Source organism: Bradyrhizobium sp. ISRA430 (assembly GCF_029909975.1).
Lineage (GTDB): Bacteria > Pseudomonadota > Alphaproteobacteria > Rhizobiales > Xanthobacteraceae > Bradyrhizobium.
This window is the reverse complement of record NZ_CP094516.1, coordinates 143,005-160,418: the sequence shown is the minus strand read 5'-3', so window position 1 is coordinate 160,418 and position 17,414 is coordinate 143,005. Positions and strand designations below refer to the sequence as shown.

18 protein-coding genes are annotated in these 17,414 nt (G+C 65.3%); 6 read left to right on the top strand and 12 right to left on the bottom strand.

Going from position 1 to position 17,414, the window contains the following annotated elements; all coding sequences use genetic code 11:
- Nucleotides 1-82: 82 nt before the first annotated feature.
- Nucleotides 83-922 (bottom strand): LysR family transcriptional regulator, encoded by an 840-nt coding sequence (locus tag MTX21_RS00840; protein WP_280970066.1) that lies wholly within the window; start codon nt 920-922, stop codon nt 83-85.
- A gap of 124 nt (nt 923-1,046) precedes the next feature.
- Here MTX21_RS00840 and MTX21_RS00835 point away from each other — a divergent pair, with 124 nt between their 5' ends.
- Nucleotides 1,047-1,640, top strand: coding sequence for a cysteine hydrolase family protein (locus tag MTX21_RS00835; RefSeq protein ID WP_280970065.1), 594 nt, complete (start codon nt 1,047-1,049; stop codon nt 1,638-1,640).
- 11 nt (nt 1,641-1,651) lie between these two features.
- Nucleotides 1,652-2,281 (top strand): glutathione binding-like protein, encoded by a 630-nt coding sequence (locus MTX21_RS00830; RefSeq protein WP_280970064.1) that lies wholly within the window; start codon nt 1,652-1,654, stop codon nt 2,279-2,281.
- Between the two features lie 7 nt (nt 2,282-2,288).
- On the opposite strand, the gene MTX21_RS00825 is transcribed toward MTX21_RS00830, so the two are convergent.
- Both MTX21_RS00825 and MTX21_RS00820 read right to left on the bottom strand, forming a co-directional pair.
- Nucleotides 2,289-3,449 (bottom strand): DUF2778 domain-containing protein, encoded by a 1,161-nt coding sequence (locus tag MTX21_RS00825; RefSeq protein WP_280970063.1) that lies wholly within the window; start codon nt 3,447-3,449, stop codon nt 2,289-2,291.
- Nucleotides 3,450-3,830: 381 nt separating this feature from the next.
- Nucleotides 3,831-4,199, bottom strand: coding sequence for a hypothetical protein (locus MTX21_RS00820; protein WP_280971200.1), 369 nt, complete (start codon nt 4,197-4,199; stop codon nt 3,831-3,833).
- Between MTX21_RS00820 and MTX21_RS00815 the strand changes: the two genes are divergently transcribed.
- Nucleotides 4,099-4,569, top strand: a complete 471-nt coding sequence (locus MTX21_RS00815; protein WP_280970937.1) for a FecR domain-containing protein — start codon at nt 4,099-4,101, stop codon at nt 4,567-4,569. The genes MTX21_RS00820 and MTX21_RS00815 overlap by 101 nt on opposite strands.
- 59 nt (nt 4,570-4,628) lie before the next feature.
- On the top strand, nt 4,629-6,518 hold the full coding sequence (locus tag MTX21_RS00810) for an adenylate/guanylate cyclase domain-containing protein (protein WP_280970062.1): 1,890 nt from the start codon (nt 4,629-4,631) through the stop codon (nt 6,516-6,518).
- A 12-nt stretch (nt 6,519-6,530) separates the two neighbouring features.
- Here MTX21_RS00810 and MTX21_RS00805 read toward each other — a convergent pair whose 3' ends face one another.
- The 4 genes from MTX21_RS00805 to MTX21_RS00790 form a co-directional block, all read right to left on the bottom strand.
- Nucleotides 6,531-8,033: a glycosyltransferase family 39 protein gene (locus tag MTX21_RS00805; RefSeq protein WP_280970061.1), complete on the bottom strand. Its 1,503-nt coding sequence runs from the start codon at nt 8,031-8,033 to the stop codon at nt 6,531-6,533.
- Nucleotides 8,034-8,039: 6 nt separating this feature from the next.
- Nucleotides 8,040-9,197 carry a glycosyltransferase family 2 protein gene (locus MTX21_RS00800; protein WP_280970060.1) on the bottom strand — a complete coding sequence of 386 codons (1,158 nt, stop codon included), beginning with the start codon at nt 9,195-9,197 and terminating at the stop codon, nt 8,040-8,042.
- 242 nt (nt 9,198-9,439) lie between these two features.
- Entirely contained in the window at nt 9,440-9,643 is a 204-nt protein-coding gene (locus MTX21_RS00795) for a hypothetical protein (RefSeq protein WP_280970059.1), read from the bottom strand.
- 149 nt (nt 9,644-9,792) lie between these two features.
- The gene (locus MTX21_RS00790) at nt 9,793-10,170 is read right to left on the bottom strand and encodes a hypothetical protein (RefSeq protein ID WP_280970058.1); all 378 of its coding nucleotides are present in this window, start codon (nt 10,168-10,170) and stop codon (nt 9,793-9,795) included.
- 117 nt (nt 10,171-10,287) lie between these two features.
- Here MTX21_RS00790 and MTX21_RS00785 point away from each other — a divergent pair, with 117 nt between their 5' ends.
- Nucleotides 10,288-11,109: a DUF72 domain-containing protein gene (locus MTX21_RS00785; RefSeq protein ID WP_280970056.1), complete on the top strand. Its 822-nt coding sequence runs from the start codon at nt 10,288-10,290 to the stop codon at nt 11,107-11,109.
- Nucleotides 11,110-11,118: 9 nt separating this feature from the next.
- Entirely contained in the window at nt 11,119-11,580 is a 462-nt protein-coding gene (locus MTX21_RS00780) for a DUF488 domain-containing protein (RefSeq protein WP_280970055.1), read from the top strand.
- A gap of 140 nt (nt 11,581-11,720) precedes the next feature.
- Here the strand turns inward: MTX21_RS00780 and MTX21_RS00775 are convergent, their stop codons facing one another.
- The 5 genes from MTX21_RS00775 to MTX21_RS00750 form a co-directional block, all read right to left on the bottom strand.
- On the bottom strand, nt 11,721-12,635 hold the full coding sequence (locus tag MTX21_RS00775; RefSeq protein ID WP_280970054.1) for a PhzF family phenazine biosynthesis protein: 915 nt from the start codon (nt 12,633-12,635) through the stop codon (nt 11,721-11,723).
- A gap of 539 nt (nt 12,636-13,174) precedes the next feature.
- Entirely contained in the window at nt 13,175-14,482 is a 1,308-nt protein-coding gene (locus MTX21_RS00765) for an adenylate/guanylate cyclase domain-containing protein (protein WP_280970052.1), read from the bottom strand.
- Between the two features lie 30 nt (nt 14,483-14,512).
- Nucleotides 14,513-15,676: an ABC transporter permease gene (locus tag MTX21_RS00760; RefSeq protein WP_280970051.1), complete on the bottom strand. Its 1,164-nt coding sequence runs from the start codon at nt 15,674-15,676 to the stop codon at nt 14,513-14,515.
- Complete coding sequence (locus tag MTX21_RS00755) at nt 15,673-16,611, bottom strand: ABC transporter ATP-binding protein (protein WP_280970050.1); 939 nt, start codon at nt 16,609-16,611, stop codon at nt 15,673-15,675. Before MTX21_RS00755 ends, MTX21_RS00760 begins: the two co-directional genes overlap by 4 nt.
- Entirely contained in the window at nt 16,608-17,369 is a 762-nt protein-coding gene (locus tag MTX21_RS00750; protein ID WP_280970049.1) for an efflux RND transporter periplasmic adaptor subunit, read from the bottom strand. The genes MTX21_RS00755 and MTX21_RS00750 overlap by 4 nt, the downstream gene beginning before the upstream one ends.
- Nucleotides 17,370-17,414 lie beyond the last annotated feature (45 nt).

The window sequence follows — 17,414 nt, the reverse complement described above, 5'->3', positions numbered from 1 at the left end:
CTCGCGCTTCCGCCTTCGCTCTTCGAGCTTCGGCACGAAGCCTATCGCGGTCATCACGCGGCTGTCGGTCGCCCGTCGGCAGTCAACGATGCGCGAGATCCCTGAAGCACAGCCGCAGCCAGTCGATGGTCAAGCGCGTCGCCGGATCGCGCCTGAGATGGTTCTGCACCAGCAGCCAGACGTCGCGACGCCTGGGAAGCAGCGTCGCGCGCAGGCCGCGATCGGCGAGCAGCGCTGCGCTGTTGTGCTCCGGCAGGACACCGATGGCGCGATGCGACCTGATCAACGTCTGGATGACGCGGACATTGTCGGTGACGCAGCGCGCCGCGCTGAGGCGCTTTGCGCGCAAGAACTGCTGCTCCGGGATCGCATCTAACTCGTCCGGATAGGCACAGACGATCGGTGCGGCATCGACGGCCTCCGCCGGCTCGAAGAAATACAGCCGCACCTCGGCAAGCTTGGAGATCGTGAAGTCGCCCTTCTCCGGCTTGCGCAGCCGGATGGCGAGATCGGCCTGCCAGCGCGAGAACTTGACGTTCTCGCTCGACGTCAGGAATTGCAGCGTCAGGCCAGGGTTCTCGCGCAAAAATGGCTCGGCGCGTGGCGCGAGCAACTCCTCCGCGACCGAATTGGTCGAGGCGATGCGCAGCCGTCCGACGGGACCCGGCTGGCTCTCCCCGATGCGGCCGATCTCGGCGACATGCCCGGCAATCGCACCGATGTGTTCGAGCACCTTCTCGCAGTGGCGGGTCGGCCGGCGCACGCCGTCCATGGCCTCGAACAGGGGAACGCCAAGGTCGCGCTGGATGCGGGCGATGCGCCGCCCGACCGTGGTCTCGTCGATGCGCAGCCGCGCGCTCGCACCGGCATAGGTGCCCTCGTCCCGCACGGCCGCGATGATGCGCAAATCGTCCCAGTTCATCCGCACCGATTAGCATGCTGCCCGCTTGCCTGCAAATTTGCAGCCACCTGCTGCAATAGTCCTGCACGAACGCGGGCCGCGGCCGCGCTAGGCTGCGCTGGTCCGACCTCCTGGAAAGGCTCCCATGACCGCTCCAAAGACCCTGCTCGAACTCGCCGGCGCAGATCTTACTCCGCCACGGCTCGGCGAGACCTGTCTCGTCCTGATCGACATCCAGAACGAATATCGCGCGGGCCCGCTCGCGCTGCCTGATGCAGAGGCCGCGATCGTGCGCGCGTCTCGCCTGCTCGCACACGCGCGCCAGAGCGGCGCTGCGATCTTCCACATCGCGCACAAGGGCCGCGCCGGCGGCCTGTTCGACCGCGAGGCCGAGCGCGGCGCGATCGTCGAGAGCCTGGCACCACTTGCGACCGAGCCCGTGATCGAGAAGGGACTGCCCAACGCTTTCGCCGGCACCGACCTGCAGGCGCGGCTCGCCGCGACCGGACGCACGAACATCGTGCTGGCGGGCTTCATGACCCACATGTGCGTGAGTTCGACCGCACGCGCCGCACTCGACCTCGGCCTGCGCACGACGATCGCGGCCGATTCCTGCGCCACTCGCGACCTGCCCGATGGCCGCGGCGGGACGCTGGATGCCCGGACGATCCACGAGGTTGCGCTCGCCGAGCTGTCGGATCGCTTCGCAATTATCGCGCGCGGCGAGGCGCTGAAGTAACGGAGCGCACGATGCTGCAGCTCTATTTCTTTCCGATGGCCTGCTCGCTCGCCAGCCGTATCGCGCTGATGGAGGCCGGCATCGAGGCGCGCTATCACCTCGTCCATATCTGGACCAAGAAGGTCGTGGACGACGGCAGCGATTTCCGCGGCGTTTCGCCGAAAGGCGCCGTGCCGGTGCTGATCCTGGAGAACGGCGAACGGCTCACCGAGAGCGCGGCGGTGCTGCAATATGTCGCCGATTTGAAGCCTGAGCTCGGGCTTGCGCCGCGGCCCGGCGATCCGGATCGCTATCGCCTGCAGGAGTGGCTCAGCTTCACCGGCGCCGAGATCCACAAGGGGTTCCTGTTTCCAACCTTCTGGTACAAGGACGAGGCGTCGCTCGCCAAGCCGCGCGCAAGAATCGGACAGATATTGTCGGTGCCGGCCACGCATCTCACTGAGCGCGAATTCCTGGTCGGCGATCGCTTCACCGTAGCAGATGCGCATCTCACCTGGGCGTTGCTGCTGCTCCGTCCCGCCGGCGTCGATATCGCGCAATGGCCGTCGCTGGTCAGCTATCTCGAACGCATGCAGGCGCGGCCCGCCGTGAGGGAAGCAATTGCCACCGAGATGGCGCTGCGCAAGACGCTAGCGGCCTAGACGCGGATCACTCGACCCGCGCCAGCACCGCAAGCTTGCGGATGCCCTTGTTGCGATAGGCGTCGAGGAATGCGTAGTAGTCCTTGAACGACACGCAGCCGTTGGAGTCGCCGTTCGGCCCGAGCATGAAGGTGTGCGCGAGCAGGCCGTCGCGACCATAGATCGCGTTCTCGCCGCCGATCGGGGTCAGCCGCAGCGCGGGGACGCCGTGGAACAGCGCCTCGCGCGGCTTCAGCGTGTAGATGTGCGGCGGCGTCACGCCGCGCATACGGACGCGCGAGGAGCGTGGATCGTCGAGATTGGAGCCGAGGCCGGAGTGCGCCTCGAGCTTGGTGCCGTCGGGCAGATAAACCGTCTTTGCGGTGATGTCGTAGACCGCGGTGTCGCGCTCATAGGGCGGCGAACCGCCGAGCATGGGATTCTGCTCCTTCGGCGCGATGCTCGCGGTCACGCTGGCATCGGCCGACGCATAGGCCAGCAGCCCGCCGGACGGCTCGCGCTTGCCCCAGAGCTTCTCCACCATCGACTGGCGGGGACCGGTGATCGACAACACGGCAGCCTTGGCGCGATCGGCGAAGGACTTCGGCTTCGCCTCGGGCAGGTGCGCAGTCTCGGCCGGCTCGGCCGAGGCGACCTGCACCGGCGCATCAGCACCACGCTTGGCCTTCGCGGCGTCCGCGATCTTGGCCGGGCCCTGCGCCTTCGGCGCTTCCGCAACCTTCACAGGCGCGGCGGGCTTCGCAGTCTCCTTGGCTTCGGCAGTCTTGGTTGCAGGAGCCTGAAGCGCCGCGCTCGCCGCGTTCGACTCCACGCCCTGGGTAGCGGCGGCGGCAAAGCGCTCGTTGAACATTTCGCGCGAGATCGGCGCGGCGACCTGCACCCGGTCGGGCAGCAGCGCGAAAGCTTCCCTCACCGCCTCACCCGCCTCGCGCAGCGCGACCTTCGGCGCGCGCTTGATCACGGGCTCGTCGTAGCCGGTGCTGCCGACCGTCGGATAGACGCTCGCGGCAAGGATGTTGCTGTAGACGGTCCAGCCGGCTCCCAGCACGAGGCAGCCGATCGCGGCGGCGCCAAGCACGTTTGGGCTGGTCTTTTTCCGGGAAGACTTCCGAAAAGAATTCTTGGACTTCCGTGCCGCGTTACTCTGCGCAGCGATACTCGTACTCATTCGCCTTGCGTCCAGGACGGTGTCACTCAGTCCCCCTTCGAAGTGCCGCTACTGGTCACGTTCAGACCGCAGCATCTCGCAGGAGGTCGGAGCGTCATTAAGGCGACTTTTAGTTAAATGCGGATTAAGTTCAGGCGGATATAGGGCAACTCGTTAATGCTGTCCCATTTAGGGAAAAGCCCGCAGAACTACGGACTTAGGCGGGGCTGTTAACCATAATTCTCATGCCTCTCGGCGTGGTCATCTGGCGTCTCCAGCAGCGGCGTATTGCGCATCCAACTACGCCGTTTTCGTGGTCTGCAATACCGCCAAACATAGCGACGAGGCGTTGCGCGCGGCTGGCGAGTCCGCCGTCCCTTCGCTGCGTCGATATGATGGGCATCATCTACAAACAGCACCTGACGTGCCGTCGATGCTGCTTATCGGAAGCTCCCGCGACACGCCGGCCTGACCGAAAGTTGATCGCGTGCAATCTGGAAATACGCCGATCGACAAAATAGCTGCCAGCACGGCACTTTTCAGCAGCCTCGGCGTGTAATACGGTACCGTATCAACATTGCCTTGAAATGTGCCGACCACGCCAATGGAGGCTGACATGAAAAGGGGCACGCGCGCCGGATGCTTGGCTCTGGCGTGGTCGTTTCTGTTGATGGGGCAGGCTGCCGCGCAGCCCGCCAGTGCAAGTTGCACATCATCGCCGTCCGCCGCCGGCACGCAGATGTGGCGCTGCGACAACGGCATCACGATCATTGCTGAAAATGGCGCCAGGTTTGAACTTAAGGACGCCAACCGCGACGGACGTATTGACTCCGTCGAGTTGAGCAGCAAGGCCCTGCTGATCGAGGTTCCGAAGAAGCGCGGCGGCAATCCCTTCAAGGTGCTGACGCCGCAGGCGATCGCGGCGGTGCGCGGCACCAAATGGGCGGTCGATGTTGCCGACGCGAAGACGTCCGTCTTCGTCGCCGACGGACGTGTCGGCGTGAGCCGCAGGGCTCGCGGACGCGGCGTCGTCCTCGAACCGGGCGAAGGCGTCGACGTCGAGACGAGCACCGGCACGCTGGAGGTCAAACGCTGGGGCCAGCCTCGCATCGACGCGCTGATGGCAAGGCTCGGACAGTAGACTTGGACAGTCGACTTGGAACAACAGGCTCGGACAAAGCGGATTGCAGAAACGGCCGTATGAGTAGCCAACGCGTTGAGATCCTGGTTGCGCTCGTCCTCACTGCGCTGTGGGGCGGTAGCATCTATGCCGGTCACGCCAACGGCCATTTGCGGTTTCTCGATCGCCTTGAGGCAACGCTGACCGACCTGCGTACGCTGGCGCGCGGCCCGCAGCGCCCTCCCGATCTCGTCACCATCGTTGCGATCGACGATACCGTCGTGAAGCGCGGCGGCCGCTACCCGCTGCCCCGCGCCGATCTTGCGCGCGTCGTCGACGCCATCGCGCAGTTCAAGCCGAAGGTCGTCGCCATCGACCTCCTGCTGGTCGATCGCGGCGGCGGGCTCGGCGATGCCACGCTGGCGCGTTCGCTCGCCGCCAGTCCCACCATCCTCGCCGCCGCGGCGATCTTCCCGACCGCCAGCGATACCGTGGCGACGAGCAGCGAGGGGCCACTCGCCACCCTGCCCCAGGCCGAACGCTTCCTGCTGCCGCTAGCGGCCTTCACCGATCACGCCGAGGTCGGGGTCGTCAACGTCGCGACGGGACAATCGGGATCACCGCTCTCGGTCCCGATGCTGTTCAGGACGCATGACAAGGTCGAGCTGTCGTTTCCGCTGCGGGTGGCGAGCCGTGCGCTCGACAAGCCGCTGACGATCGCACCGGACCATCTCATGCTCGGCGATCGCACGGTTCGGACCGATACCGACTTCGCGCTGCCGATCACCTATTACGGACCGCGCCGAACCATCCGCACGGTGAGCGCGCAGACCATATTCGACGGCACGCTCGATCGCGGGACGATCGAAGATCGGATCGTCGTGATCGGCGCCTCCGTCGCGGGCGGCGGCGACTTCTTCCCGACACCATTCGATTCCCTGATGCCGGGCGTCGAGGTCGTCTCGACCGCCATCACCCACCTCGTTGCCGGCGACGGCATCGTGCGCGACCGCCGGGTCCACATCGCCGATGCACTCGCTGCGATCCTGCTGCCGATGCTGCTGGTGGGCCTACTGGCCTGGCGGCGGAGCGCGATCGGCATCATTGCAGCCGCCGCGGTGATGACGGCCTGGGCCGCGCTGAACCTGTTCGCGTTCACACACGGCATCTGGCTCAACGGCGCGACCACGCTTGCAGCCGCGGTGCCTCCGGTCGCAGTCTTCGCCGGCGTGCAATTGTGGGCGACAGGACGCCGGACGCAATATCTCGCCGCCAAGAGCCGATCGCTGGCGCAATTCCAGGCGCCGGCAGTGCAGGAGTGGCTGGCGCGCGATCCCGATTTCCTGGCAAAGCCGGTCCGGCAGAACGCCGCCGTCGTCTTCATCGATCTTTCCGGCTTCACGTCGCTGAGCGAACGGATCGATCCGGATACGCTCCGCGATCTGCTCAAGGCGTTTCACGCGCTGGTCGACAAGACGGCAGTCTCCTCCGGCGGGATCATCACGGACTTTCTCGGCGACGGCGCCATGATCCTGTTTGGCCTGCCGCGCGCGATGCCGGATGACGCAGCCCGCGCGGTCACATGCTCAGTCGACCTGCATCGCGCCGTCCAAGGCTGGCTCGCATCGCTGCCGCCTTCGATCGGGGATCGGCTCAGCTTCAAGATCGGCGCGCATTTCGGCCCCATCGTCGCCTCGCGCCTAGGCGGCAGCCACCAGCACATCACCGCGACGGGCGACACCGTCAACGTGGCGAGCCGGCTGATGGAAGTCGCCGCCCAGCACGATGCAAAGCTCGCGCTCAGCGATACGCTGCTGGACGCCGCCGACTTCCTCGGCGATCGCGACAACACGCTGAGAGGCCCGCTGCGCACGCAGATTCGCGGCCGCTCCGGCACGGTGACGGTCTGGTTCTGGCGCGATGAGCGACAGCCGAGACAGGCGGCGGCTGGAGCCGACGTGGCGGGCTGAAGTCTCGAACCGCTACCGCGCTTCCGGCGGCGGAGAGCGGTCCAGCACCTCGCCTTTGGCGCCTTCCAGCAAATCGATGCCGTAGGTCTCGATCACCAGCGGCCCCCGCTTGCGCTGCAATTCCGCAACGCGCGTCACCTCTCCAAACAACTCGTTGAGGAACGGGTGGCCCTCCGGATGCAACTCATCGACATAGATGAGCTTGCCCGCGAGCAGCTTCGGATCGGGCTCTCCCATATTGACCCAGCGGATGCGCTGGCTCTGTTGCAGCACGCAGGTGCCGCGCGGCAGATAGAAGGCAAGCCAGCCCGTGGTGCCGTAGTCCGGTGCGAGGATGCAGCTTGCACCATGGCGGGCGCGTACGGCCTCGATCTGCCCGGCAAGCTCGCGCCAACCCACGCCGACGCTGCGCACAGTCGCATCGCGACGATCGCCGGACAGCACGCCCGTGTTGGCCTGCACGATGAGCGCGGCGAACATCACGATGCCTGCGGGCGCGGCCCAGCGCAGGCAGAAATCGACCAGCCGGCGCTCGGCCGGCTTCCACTGCACGAGGTTGGCAGCGGCGGCCGCGGCGACGACGAAGGGCGGATAGACCGGTGCGAACCAGTTGGCCTCGACGCGGGCATGTAGCGAATGCCAGACGAAATAGGCAACGATGGTCCAGAACATCGCCTCGATCAGCACGCGCGAGGCGAGCGCGCCCGCCCTGCGCCAGGTCAGCGCGTGAAGCCCCATTGCACCGAGGATGAAGACGAGGGGCGTGGCGAAGGCGATCTGGGTCGGGATCAGTTCGGCGATGAAGACGGGACGGAAGTCCTCGATCCTCGCGCGGCCGAGCTGCTTTGCGAACGAGACCCATTGATGGTCCGCATTCCAGAGAATCACGGGCAGGAACAGCGCGAACGCAACGAGGCCGCCGAGATAGGGCCAGGGCGAGAGAAACCAGCGCCTGAGCTTCGGCACGGCCGCGAGCCAGATCAGAATCGCCGGCCCGAAGAACAGCGCGGTGTATTTCGATAGCAGCGCCGCGCCGACGGCTGCGCCGACCGCGAGCCACCAGGCGCCGCGCCCGGTCTCCAGCACCTTTGCGAGGAAGAACAGCACGAAGCTCGAGGCAACCAGCAGCGGCGCGTCCGGCGTGACGATCATCGTGCCGACCGCGGCGAGCAGTGTCACATTGAGCAGGATGGCGCTGGTCGCGGCGACGCGCGCGCCGCCGAACAGGATCGCTGCCGAGCGGTAGATCGCGTAGCTCATCGGCAGCGCGAGCAGGATCGAGACCAGCCGGACGCCGAGCTCGGTGTCGCCGGCGATCATGGTGCCGGCGCGGATCACGAGGGCGACCATCGGCGGGTGGTCGTAATAGCCGCCCGCAAGGTTCTTCGACCACATCCAGTAATAGGCTTCGTCGAAGGTGATCGGCGTGAACGCGGCGGCCACCAGCCGCAGCGCGATCAGCGCGAGGATCACCAGCGCCGTATTGCGGACGATCCGCGCGTCAGCCCCGCCCATCGCTGGCTATTTCTTGCGCCAGACGAACAGTCCGGACATCGCATAGTTCCACACCACGCCCATCAGCGCGCCGGCGAGACCAGCCAGCCACCAGATCGGCTCCTGGTCGTAAACCGAGAAGGCGACGCCGACATTGGCGAGCAGGCCGACGCTGCAGACGATGTAGAAGGCGATCAGGCCGCGCACAATGGCAAAGCCCTTCAGCCGCTGATCACGGTAGGTGAGGAAGTTATTGAGGATGAAGTTGCTGGTCATGGCGACGAGCGCGCCGGCGGCCTGCGCCTCCGCGAACGGCACCCTGAACAACTCGAGCGCGATGAACAGCGTGGTGAGGTGCACGACGAGGCCGATGCCGCCGACCATCGCGAACAGGATGAAGCGCAGCGAGACGATGTCGTTGGTCAGCTTCGCCAGCACGAGGCCGAGAAAGTCCAGCGCGACCATGGAATCGAGCTTGCTCTCGCCATGCTGCCGCGCACCGAACGTGTAGGGAATCTCGACGGCGCGTAAGCTGCCCTGTGCGCTCGCGACGACGTCGAGCAGGATCTTGAAGCCGTGCACCGAAAGCTTTGGTGCCAATTGCTCGAAACGGTCGCGGCGGATCATGAAGAAGCCGCTCATGGGATCGGCGATCTCGACCCGCAGCACCTGCTTGGCCACCTCGGTGGCGAGCGCGCTGGCGCCGGCGCGCTGCTTGTTGAAACCTTCGCTCTTGTAGCCCTCGATGTAGCGGCTGCCGACGACGAGCTCGGCCTGCCCGCTCACCAGCAGCGACAGCATCTTCGGCAGTTGCGTCTCGTCGTGCTGGAGATCGGCGTCGATCACCGCCGCGTAAGGCGCGCTGGAGGCCAGGATGCCCTCGATACAGGCGCCCGACAGGCCGCGGCGGCCGATGCGGCGGATGCAGCGCACCCGGCTGTCGTGCTGGGCAAGCGCCCGCACGACGTCCCAGGTGCCGTCGGGCGAATTGTCGTCGACGAACACGACCTCCCAGGCGATGCCGGCGAGCGTCGCCTCGAGCCGCCGGTACAGTACCGTGACATTGTCGCGTTCGTTGAAGGTCGGGACGACCACCGAAAGCTCTGGCGACCGCGAAACCGTCTCTTGGACGTGATTTTGGCCCTGTGGCCGGCTTTCGGGGCTCGGTCTGATCGCTTCATTCATGACGGAGCGTATATCCGCCACGTCCTGCGCTGCCAAGCCGGGGTTTCTCTGGGGAAATGGCCGAAAGAGGCCCTAAAATGCCAACGACCCCGGAACGGCGGACCGCGCGTACATCCGGCGCAGGCCCAAGCTATTCCAAGGTCGTTCCGGCGCCGGAGCTCTTCGCTCGACGTCGCCGTTGTCAACTAGATAGGAACGACAAAGTTCTTCGCAAGGGGGCTAAAACCCCCGTTTTCATGCCCTTATTGGTTAGGCACTTCCCGGATCACGGGACCTCGCGGCGCAGGTGCGGCTGGTGCCGCTGGCGCGGCCCCAGGGGCCGGCTCGACCTTCGCGGGCTTGGGCGGCTTGCCGAACTGGCCGATCGGCCCGAAGACGACGGCGACCGCCAGCACGATCGCGGCAACGATCGCACCACAAATGCCACCCACCGACTCAGACGACATGTGACCCCATCCCTGTTCCAGATGTTCCCATCTGATACCATGGATGAGCGCGGAGCCGGAAGAGCCCTCCGCGGAGGGGCGAATGGCGAGTAGCGAATGATGAATGCTGGCTTTCCTGCCCTATTCGCTACTGGCCATTCGCCACTCCCCTACTTCTCCGGCGGCCGGCGCTTGACGAACGCGGTCACGATGTCCTTCTGCGCCGACTCGACCGCCTTGTTCGCAGTGGCGAGATGGGCGCCGGAATCGATGTTCGGATATTGCGTGGTCAGATAGTCGAGCAGCGCCACACGATAGTACTGCCGCTCCGAGGGACAGGCGCTGGCGACCGAGCGGCTGAAATCCTGCTCCGACAGGCCCTGATTGCTGTCGCGCGAATACTCGCGCGCCAGGCAATGCCAGTAATCGTCGCGGCCCTGGATGGCGAGCTTCTGCGCGCCGCGCGCATCATCGTCATCCGCCATGACAGTAGATGTGGCAGCAGATGTCATCATCACGAGCGCCGCTCCCACCATCAGCATCCGCATCTTGTTCTCCTTTTTTCGCAGATCCCGCGCAAAGCTTAGAAGGCGTGCGGCAACTGGCCAATCACAACTCGTTTGATTAGGATGAAGGCCCGCTCCCCGTCCATCCGAGATCCTTCCGTGGCCAAAGCAAAAACCGCGTCAAAAAAATCCGGCAACATCTTCATCGGCATCGGCGGCTGGACCTTCGAGCCCTGGCGCGGCGTGTTCTATCCGGAGAAGCTCGCGCAGGCGAAGGAGCTGTCCTACGCAGCCTCGAAGCTGACCTCGATCGAGATCAATGGCACCTATTACGGCTCGCAGAAACCGGAGAGCTTTCGCAAATGGGCAAGCGAGGTGCCGGAGGGTTTCGTGTTCTCGGTCAAGGGTCCGCGCTTCGCCACCAATCGCCGCGTGCTGGCGGAGGCCGGCGATTCCATCAAGCGGTTCTATGATTCCGGCGTGCTGGAACTCGGCGACCATCTCGGACCTGTGCTCTGGCAGTTCGCGCCGACCAAGAAATTCGACGGCGCCGATTTCGGCAAATTCCTCGAGCTCCTGCCGCGCAAGCTCGACGGGCGCGTGTTGCGCCATGTCGTGGAGGTCCGCCACGACAGCTTCTGCACGCCGGATTTCGTCGCGCTGATCCGCGAATTCGAGACGCCCGTGGTGTTTGCGGAGCACGGCAAGTATCCGGCGATCGCCGACGTCGCCGGCGATTTCGTCTATGCCCGGCTGCAGAAGGGCAACGACGAGATCAAGACCTGTTACCCGCCCAAGGAGCTCGATGCCTGGAGCAAGCGGTTTCAAGCTTGGGCCGAGGGAAGCGAACCCGACGACCTGCCGAAGGTTGACAAGGCAAAGCCCAAGAAGGAGCCGCGCGATGTGTTCGCCTACGTGATCCATGAAGGCAAGGTGCGCGCACCGGCCGGCGCCATGGAACTGATTGCGCGGGTGGGCTGAGATTGCTCGATGGCAAAGGCGAAGAAGCTCTTCACAATCGGCTATGAGCAGACACCGCCCAGGGCCGTGCTCGACGAACTTGAACAGGCCGGTGTCAAGCTCGTGGTCGACGTGCGCGCGGTGACCTCCTCGCGCCGGCCGGGCTTCTCCAAGAAGCAGCTCGCCGCCGGCCTCGATGAGCGCGGCATCGCCTATGTCCACCTCGCCGCGCTCGGCACGCCCAGGGAAGGCCGCCTCGCCGCTCGCAGCGGCCAATACGACGTGCTGGAAACGATCTATTCAAAGCACCTGAAGACGCCGCAGGCGAAGGAAGAGCTCGACGAGCTCTCTGCGCTGGTGAAGAAGGCCGGCCCCGTCTGCCTGCTCTGCTACGAGCGCGACCACGCCCATTGCCACCGGCAGATGATCGCGGAGATCATCGAGGAGCGGGATGGGGTGACGGTGAAGAATTTGGCGGGGCGGCAGATCTAGATCCCCGTCATTCCGGGGCGCGCGCGAGCGCGAGCCCGGAATCCATTTACCCACCAACTCTGCGGCCCGATGGATTCCGGGTTCGCGCTACGCGCGCCCCGGATGACAAGTGGAGAGAATTCGCGCGCGGGCGGCGAGGGTTACCCCTCCCCCGCCAAGCTGAACGTGCCTTCCATCATCTGCACGCAGCTTCCGCCGACATGAGCGGAGACGATCTTGCCATCCTGCTTGCGCACGCGCGTCAGGAGGAGGCTCGGGCGGCCCATGTCGAAGCCCTGGCCGATCGTGTGCCGCAATTCGCCCTCGAGCAGGGAATCGAGATCGGCGAACAAGGCCGCCGCGGCGACCGTGGCGCTGCCGGTGGCGGGGTCCTCGATCAGGCCACTCGCACCCGGGAAGAACATCCGCGCCTGCAATTCACAGGGCGACTCCGGCGCAGGGACATCACGGGTGTAGAAATAGATGGCGAAAGCACCGTCACGCGGCAACACCCGGCCGAACGCTGCGGCATCGGGCTTGGCCCGGCGCACGGCGTGGCGCGACCGCACTTCCGCCACCACGAAGGGCGTTCCGACGCCGACGACCTGCGGCGCGTGACGATCGGTCCTGATGTCATCCGTGGTGAGCGACAGGCAAGCCGCGACCTCGGCGGCGGAAAGCTGCGCGAGGCGCGACAGCGGCTGCGGCGCGGTCAGCTCGGCGTTGACCACCCGGCCCTGCTCTCTCCTGATGTCGACCGGCACGAGCCCCGCCTTCTCCTCGAACAGCAGGCGCGGCTTCGGCTCTTTCGCGAACGTGGCCAGCACGAATGCGGTGCCGACGTTGGGGTGCCCCGCGAAAGGAAGCTCCCTGACCGGCGTGAAGATGCGCACCTCCGCGTCATTGTCCCGATCGCGCGGCGGCAGCACGAAGGTTGTCTCGGAATAGTTGAACTCGGTCGCGATCGCCTGCATTTGTGTGGTCGAAAGCCCGCCGGCGTCGAGCACGACGGCGAGCTGGTTACCGCCGAAGGCACGGTCGGTGAACACGTCGACGGTGATGTAGCGCCGCTGCATCTTTCGCTTCCCTTCACGCAAATGGCGGCCACAACCGGCCGCACCGCCGGCATTGTATAAGCCGGCGGCATTACTCGTCATGTCTCAAAACTCGGAGCATTCGGAGCAATCATTGTTGGCGCGACTACAGGCATAGTGAGCCGGCCGCAGCGGATCGCGAGGTCAGGTTGGCGGAGTTCGCCAGCCCGACCTCGTCTGCCTCCATCGTCAGTTCGTCGGCTTCGGCATGCAAGGTGGCTCCTTGTAGGGGGCAGAGGCATACGCGCCCACCGCTGGAGCCCTCACACAATCCGCCGCTGTTTGAGGTGCGGCGCGCCGCGCGGCGACGTCACGGGCGGCTGCGGTCTGAATTTGATAGACGGCGGCAGCGATCAAGGCCGCCGAGACAAAGGTCAATCGGGTCATTGGTTTTCTCCGCGTGACAGACGAAAGCCGAGGACGTTTCGGCTTCCTGAGTGCAGGAGCAGAAAGCTCCGGCAAAAATTTCATCACGCCTCATCAACCAAACGCGAGTTGCGTCTGAAGCCGTCGAAAGCCCCTCACCCCAGCCGAAATACCGCCACCGGCTGCTCGTAGCCACGCACCGCGACTTCGCCGAGCGCAACGGCATCGCCGCCGTCGTCCCCGAGCGCCTCGCGCACGGATGCCGAGATCAGGAGCTGCGAGCCGAACTCCTTGTTCAACGCTTCAAGCCGCGAGGCAAAGTTCACGGTGTCGCCGATCACCGTGTACTCCTTGCGCCGGGGCGAGCCGATATTGCCGGCAACCACCTCGCCGAAATGGATGCCGATGCCGATACGAAGCGGCCAGCTCGTCTGCGCGTTGATGTGATCCATCGCGGTCAGCATCTCGCGGCCTGCGGCAACCGCGCGATGAGCGGCGTCGGAGGCCTCCAGCGGCGCGCCGAACAGCGCCAGAAAGCCGTCTCCGAGAAATTTGTTCACGATGCCGCCCTCGCGGTCGAGAATGTCGACCAGCACCGCGAAGGCGCCGTCGAGCCGGTCGACCACCTCCTGCGGAGAGCGCGTCTGCGCGCCCGCGGTGAAGCCGCGGAAATCGACGAACATCACCGCAACGCGGCGGACGTCACCGCCGGCGCTCGTTCCCTGCGTCATCAGCCGATCCACCACCTGAGGCGAGACGTGCTGGCCGAACAGGTTGGTCACGCGGTCGCGCGCGGTGGCCGCCGCGATGCTCGCGGCAAATTGTCGCCGGAGCTGCGCGCCGACCGTGCCCGCGAGCACGCCGCAGACCAGGATGATGATGCTGCGCACCGCATGGAAATAGGTCTGAGGTTCGCCGATGCCGCTCGAGGGATCATAGATCAGCGCAACCGCGAAGAGCTGGGCCGCGGCGACGAAGCCCGTGAAGGTGGAGAGCCAGAAATCGAGCCGCAGGGTCGAGAGGATGACGAAGATGAAGTAGATCAGCGGCACGGCGAAGCCGAGCGCCTGGCTCGCGCCCATGCTCCGGATTTGCAGGATGAGGATGACCGTGGGCAGCGACGTCTCGATCAGGGCGCCGATATAGCGCCGGACCACCGGCAGATCGCGGTTGAGCCTGAGGTTGCGCCGGATCTGGGTGTAGATCCAGACCTCGAGAAGGATGAAGCCGATCAGAAGGCCGTACTCTTCGAGGAGTCCACGCGTTCCGCGCCAGACCCGGTTCACGACGGCCGGATCGATCAGGTAGATCGCGGTGAGGAAGACGATCATGACGCATCCCGTCATGATCAGCGCCCTCACCCGCAAGAGTTCGGTGCGCAGCACTTCCCGCGTCAGCTCGCGCTCGAAATCCTCCGACAACACGGCATGATGCCGTTTCCTTCTGCTCGCAAAGCTGACCATTCCACCCCCTCGATTCCGGGGTATTTTGCCTCAATCCAGCGTGCGGCGGAAGCGCGTCACGGCGATGACCATGGCGACCAGCATCAGGGCGGCCAGCGCCAGCGCATCGAAGCGCAGGTTCTGCATGGTCGCGCCCTTCAGCATGATGGCGCGCACGATCCGCAGGTAATGCGTCAGCGGCAGGCATTCGCCGACATATTGCGCCCAGGCCGGCATGCCCGCGAACGGGAACATGAATCCGGACAAGAGGATACTCGGCAGGAAGAACATCATCGACATCTGCATGGCCTGAAGCTGGTTCTGCACCACCGTCGAGATCGTATAGCCGATCGACAGGTTGGTGGTGATGAACAGCGTCGACAACAGCGCCAGCAGGACTAAGTTGCCGAGCACGGGTACGCCGAACAGACCGACACCGATGCCGATGATGAGGAAGGCCTGGACGAAGCCGACCAGCACGTAAGGAATGATCTTGCCGAACATCACCTCCACCGGCTTGATCGGCATTGACAACAGGCTCTCCATGGTGCCGCGCTCGACCTCGCGTGTGACCGAGAGCGCAGTGAAGATCAGCATCGTCATGGTCAGGATGGTGCCGACGAGGCCCGGCACGATGTTAAGGCTCGAGGCGGCCGCCGGATTGTAGCGGGCATGTGCCCGGATCTCGAACGGCATCTCCGGGGGATCGCCGATATAGAGATCGTGCGCGAGCGCGGTCTGCACGACCATGCCGAGCGAGCCGAGCGCGGCGCTCGCCGCGATCGGATCGGTCGCATCGGCCGCGACCAGCAGCGCCGGCTTGTCGCCGCGCCGCACCGCGCGCTCGAAGCCGCGTGGGATCTCGACGCCGAACAGCACCTTGCCGGATTTCAGCAGATTGTCGAAATCGTCGACATCGTGCACTTCGTAAAGGAAGCGGAAATAGGCGGTGTTCTCCAGCGCCTTCAGCACCGAGCGGGCGAGATCGCTGTCCTCCTGGAGCAGCACCGCGCTCGGCAGGTTGTGCGGCGTGGTGTTGATGGCGTAGCCGAACAGCAGGAGCTGCATCACCGGCAGCATGACGATCATCGCAAAGGACACGCGATCGCGCCTGAGCTGAATGAATTCCTTGACCAGCATCGCATAGGAGCGCTTCCAGAAACCGAAGCGCTCCCGGATTTCGTGCGTTGGGAACGGCTGATCGACGGCGGTCATTGGAAATTGTCCTTCGAGCGGCCCATCAGTTCGATGAACACGTCCTCGAGCGAAGGCGACGATTTCTGCCAGCGCAGGCCGCTTCTGTCGCGCCATGGCGCGATGCTCGCCTCCAGCGCCGCGACATCGCGTCCCGAGACATGCAGCGACGTGCCGAACGGCGCGACCATGTCGACGCCAGGCTTTCCGGTGAGCTCGGCCGCAAGGCCGTTCAGATCCTCACCCGTCACGGTATAGGTGGTGAGTGCGGATTTCGCGATCACCTCGTCCACCGTGCCGCGCGCCAGGAGATGGCCGTAGGCGATGTAGGCGATCTCGTGACAGCGCTCGGCTTCGTCCATGTAGTGGGTGGACACCAGCACGGTGAGGCCGTCGGCCGCGAGCGCATGGATCTCGTTCCAGAAATCGCGCCGCGCCTTGGGATCGACGCCCGCGGTCGGCTCGTCGAGCAGCAAGAGTTGAGGATTGGGCAAGGTGCAGGCGCCGAGCGCCAGCCGCTGCTTCCAGCCGCCGGAGAGCTCGCCGGCGAGCTGCTCCTCGCGGCCCGAAAGCCCGAGCCGCCTGATCATGTCGCGCGCCGCGCTGCGGGCATCGCGCAGGCCGTAGAGCCGCGCTACGAACTCCAGGTTCTCGCGCACCGAGAGGTCCTGATACAGGCTGAAGCGCTGGGTCATGTAGCCGACCTGGCGCTTGATGCGTTCGGCGTCGCGGCGGATGTCGTAGCCGAGACAGGTGCCCTCGCCGCTGTCCGGCGTGAGCAAGCCGCAGAGGATGCGAATGGTCGTGGTCTTGCCCGAGCCGTTGGGCCCGAGAAAGCCGTAGATCGAGCCGCGCTTCACCTGCATCGACAGATCGTGCACGACCTCGCGGCCGCCGAACGATTTCGTCAGGCCCTTGACGTCGATCGCGATGCCGTTGCCGGATGTCCCGTTCATCGCTTGTCCGCCACTGGAGTCTTTGGATTGAGATAGATGCTGATTGGCTGACCCACCCGCAAGGCATCCGGCCGCGCGGGCCGCGCCTGGATCAGGTAGACGAGCTTGTTGCGCTCATCGAGGCTGTAGATCACCGGCGGGGTGTATTCGGCCGAAGTCGCGATGAAATAGATCTTTGCGGTGAGGTCATCAGCGCAATTGTCGCAGGACACGCGAACCTGATCGCCGATCGCGAGCTTCGGCAGCTCCGCCTCCGGCACGAAGAAGCGCAGCTTCATGTTGCCGGGCGGCATGATGGATAGCACCGGCCGCTGCGCGCCAACCATCTCGCCTTCGCGGAAATAGATCTGCTGGATGGTGCCGGCAACCGGCGCAAAGCCCTTGCGCCGCGCCATCCGCGTCTCCGATGTCGCCACGCGTGCTTCCGCGACCCGCAAGGCCGAGACCGCGGAATCCAGATTGGCCTGCGTGCCGGAGCCGGTCTTGCTGAGCGAGGCCGCGCGATCATAGGTCTGCTGCGCGTTCGCGAGCGTCGCCTTGTTCTGGTTGAGATCGGCAAGCTGGAGATCGTCGTCGACGGAATAGAGGTGATCGCCGACCTTGACCTCGTCACCTTCGCGGACATTGAGCTTGATCACGCGACCGGCCTCGTCGGGGCTGACGAAAATCATGTCGGCCTCGACCCAGCCCTGGAAGCCGGGATCACGCTTCTCCATGCACCCGGCAAGCCCAGTTGCGAGCACGACGGCCACGATCATATGAAGTCGCGCCTGGCGTACTGAAAGCCGGGCCTTCATCCTTCG